This window comes from Steroidobacter sp. (genome assembly GCF_016790065.1).
Taxonomy (GTDB): Bacteria; Pseudomonadota; Gammaproteobacteria; order Steroidobacterales; family Steroidobacteraceae; genus Steroidobacter.
Genome location: NZ_JAEUPY010000821.1, coordinates 1 through 2,847 on the forward strand (window position 1 = coordinate 1; position 2,847 = coordinate 2,847).

The following is a 2,847-nucleotide window of genomic DNA, read 5'->3' on the forward strand; positions in this document are numbered from 1 at the left end:
TCGATAGCAAGCGCTGCCAAGCCTCCCAGCCTGCGATTCCTTCCTGTTCACGCTGCGCGTCCACGGTCTTGTCGATGCGCGTGTAGTGCACTCCCCGAAAGCCGATGCCGGCCGCCGTCACCGCTTCTCGCATGGCTGCGATGTTGGCTTGCCCGTCGTCCACCAGCACGATGCGGTCGTACGTCACCTGCAGCTGTTTCAGCAGATCCAACAACACCTTGCCCTTGTTCTGGCCGGCCACCATGAGGACGCCGTCGTGATAACTCACGGTGGTGCCGGCCGCTTGCGGGTCGGGCCGATACTCGTAAATCGCCCCGGCGAACTCCGGCTGCAGCGCTGCCGGTAGCTCGTAGCCGGCCTCCTTCAATTCGCGAATCGTGCCGCCGCGAGTCAGCGGGCTGCGCGCGGTCAGGATGATCTTGTCGACCCGAATGGAATTGATGGCCGCGACCGCGTCTTCCTGAGTCGGCATCTGGGTGCCGGCCTCATAGTTGAGTGCGATCAGGTCGAACTTGCAGGGCACATAGCCAGGCGATTGCGGAGTCAACGTCTTTTGCCACTCGTACCAGGCATCGCTGCCGAAGAAGGTGCGAGAGGTGAGCAGCGTGTCGTCGATGTCGAGCACCAACAGCGTGCTGCCCTGATGCGAATCGCCGAGGATTTTCAATACGTCGATCAAGTCGCGTGTAACGGTCACTTCCGCTGTGACATTTGCCGTACCTGGCGCCTGATCTGCGGTGGGGTGCATTGAGCAGCCCACCAATAGCGTGGCTAATAGTCCCACGCAGGCGCGCTTCATGAAGGATCCTCGGTTTGTTGTTCTAGGGTGGTCGTCTGGCCGCGAATTTTACCGAAAGTGGCCGCGTTCGGCGGGCCAAACGCTGGCCGTAGCCGAGGTCGTTTGACCTGCGGTACACTGTATACCGTTCAACCTGGCAGCGACCGTTTGACCGTGACCGCCCATCGCTTCATCGGAATTCAAATTCGCCGCCCGGCATCTGCGGATGCCGGGGTGTCGATGTGGATGACGAATTCCGGCGAACTAGAGGCGATCCATCATGCAAGTCAGCAATGCCGCAGCCCTGCGGCTCAAAGCGGTAGTTGAAGCGGACCCAGGCTCCCTGGTCCGGGTGCTGCAATTCTTCCAGGCCCGTAATCTGATCCCGCGCTCGGTCGCCAGCGAACGGCTCGGCGAAGACTATCTCCAGATCCAAATCGAACTCGACCCGACGGAACTCGCGGCCGATGGCTTTCGGATCGTGGTTTCCAAGATCAATGAGCTGCCGATCGTGTTGGCGGCTGTTGCCTGCGATTAGCGAAAGACCCGCCCCCTAGCCCTTGAGTAACTGTAGGTCTGCGCGGCTGCGCGGGCCTGGGCTGGGCATTGTCGGAATCCGTCATACTGCTGCGTCCTTGTCTCAAGAGGAGCCAATCTCATGCTGTATGCGGTCATTTGCTACAACTCCGAGTCCGTGGTCGGGGCTTGGTCGAAGGAAAAGGACGACGCGGTGATGGAGCATCATCAAGGCGTCATGGCCAAGTTCGCAGCCCAAGGCAAACTCGGGCCGGTGGCGCGCCTGATGCCGACCACCACTGCCACCACTGTCCGCACCGGCCGCGAAATGGTCGTGCTCGACGGGCCGTTTGCCGAGACCAAAGAGCAAATGCTCGGCTTCTATCTATTCGATTGCGACACGCTGGACGAAGTCATCGCCGCCGCGCGTGAGCTGGTCTCCGAGCCGGGCTGCATGGAAATTCGTCCGGTGCGCTTTTTTCATCCGGGCGTGCCGGCCGTCGCGAGCCAGAAGTGAGCTAGGCGATGAGCGACTTGGCGTGGATCGACGCGGCGTTAACGTCGGCGCGGCCTCAGGCCGTCGCGGCACTGCTGCGTTACTTTCGCAATCTAGAGACCGCCGAGGAAGCGTTTCAGGAATCGTGTCTGCGCGCCTTGCAGAAGTGGCCGGTCAACGGACCACCGCGCGATCCGGCGGCTTGGTTGATTTTGGTCGGGCGCAATTTCGCGCTCGATGAAGCACGGCGCCGAAGCAAGCAACAGGCGTTGCCGGCCGAAGAAGTTCTGTCCGATACCGACGATGCCGAGACTGCCATGGCCGACCGACTCGACAGCGCCGATTACCGAGACGATGTGCTTCGGTTGTTATTCGTTTGCTGTCATCCCGACTTGCCCGCGACTCAGCAGATCGCGCTGGCGTTGCGCATCGTCTCGGGTCTGTCGGTGCAAGAGATAGCGCGAGCGTTTCTGGTCGGCGAGGCGGCGATGGAGCAACGCATAACGCGCGCCAAGCGCCGTATCTCGCAAGCGGATGTGCCGTTCGAAACGCCGGGCGCGGTAGAGCGAGCTGAACGATTGTCGACCGTGGCCGCGATGATTTATTTGTTGTTCAACGAAGGTTATTCGGCCAGCGGCGGTGAGCTGCACATTCGCGAGCCGCTGTGCGAGGAAGCCATTCGCCTGGCTCGGTTGTTGTTGCGATTGTTTCGAGGCAATCCGGAGATGCTGGGGCTCAATGCGTTGCTGCTGTTACAGCACGCTCGCGCGCCGGCTCGTCTCGATGCGGAACAGAACATCGTGTTGATGGAGGATCAGGATCGTCGCTTGTGGCGACGAGAGTTGATCGCCGAAGCGTTCGCGTTGCTCGATAAGGCGGTTCGATTACAGCAGCCCGGGCCGTATCAAATTCAGGCAGCCATTGCAGCGGTTCATGCGCGAGCAGTGCGGTCGGAAGACACCAACTGGCATGAGATCGATCGGATGTACGCGCTGCTCGAAGCCATTCAACCGTCGCCGGTGGTGACATTGAACCGTGCCGTCGCTGTCATGAAGTG

The 2,847-nt window shown here is 60.9% G+C and carries 4 protein-coding genes; 3 read left to right on the plus strand and 1 reads right to left on the minus strand.

The window, feature by feature from the left end; all coding sequences use genetic code 11:
* On the minus strand, positions 1-748 hold a 748-nt coding region (locus JNL55_RS33150), incomplete at its 3' end, for a DUF2608 domain-containing protein (protein ID WP_293864887.1).
* 310 nt (positions 749-1,058) lie between these two features.
* On the opposite strand from JNL55_RS33150, the gene JNL55_RS33155 reads away from it, so the two are divergent.
* From JNL55_RS33155 to JNL55_RS33165, 3 genes are all read left to right on the plus strand, one after another.
* Positions 1,059-1,316 (plus strand): hypothetical protein, encoded by a 258-nt coding sequence (locus tag JNL55_RS33155; protein ID WP_293864890.1) that lies wholly within the window; start codon positions 1,059-1,061, stop codon positions 1,314-1,316.
* A 120-nt stretch (positions 1,317-1,436) separates the two neighbouring features.
* Positions 1,437-1,811, plus strand: a complete 375-nt coding sequence (locus tag JNL55_RS33160) for a YciI family protein (RefSeq protein ID WP_293864893.1) — start codon at positions 1,437-1,439, stop codon at positions 1,809-1,811.
* 8 nt (positions 1,812-1,819) lie between these two features.
* Positions 1,820-2,847 (plus strand): RNA polymerase sigma factor (locus JNL55_RS33165; protein WP_293864896.1); only part of this gene is annotated, 1,028 nt, incomplete at its 3' end.

What these genes read in the sequence shown, in the direction of transcription:
- JNL55_RS33155 (WP_293864890.1), top strand. Translation starts at nt 1,059, where the DNA reads ATGCAAGTCAGCAATGCCGCAGCCCTGCGGCTCAAAGCGGTAGTTGAA.
- JNL55_RS33160 (WP_293864893.1), top strand. Translation starts at nt 1,437, where the DNA reads ATGCTGTATGCGGTCATTTGCTACAACTCCGAGTCCGTGGTCGGGGCT.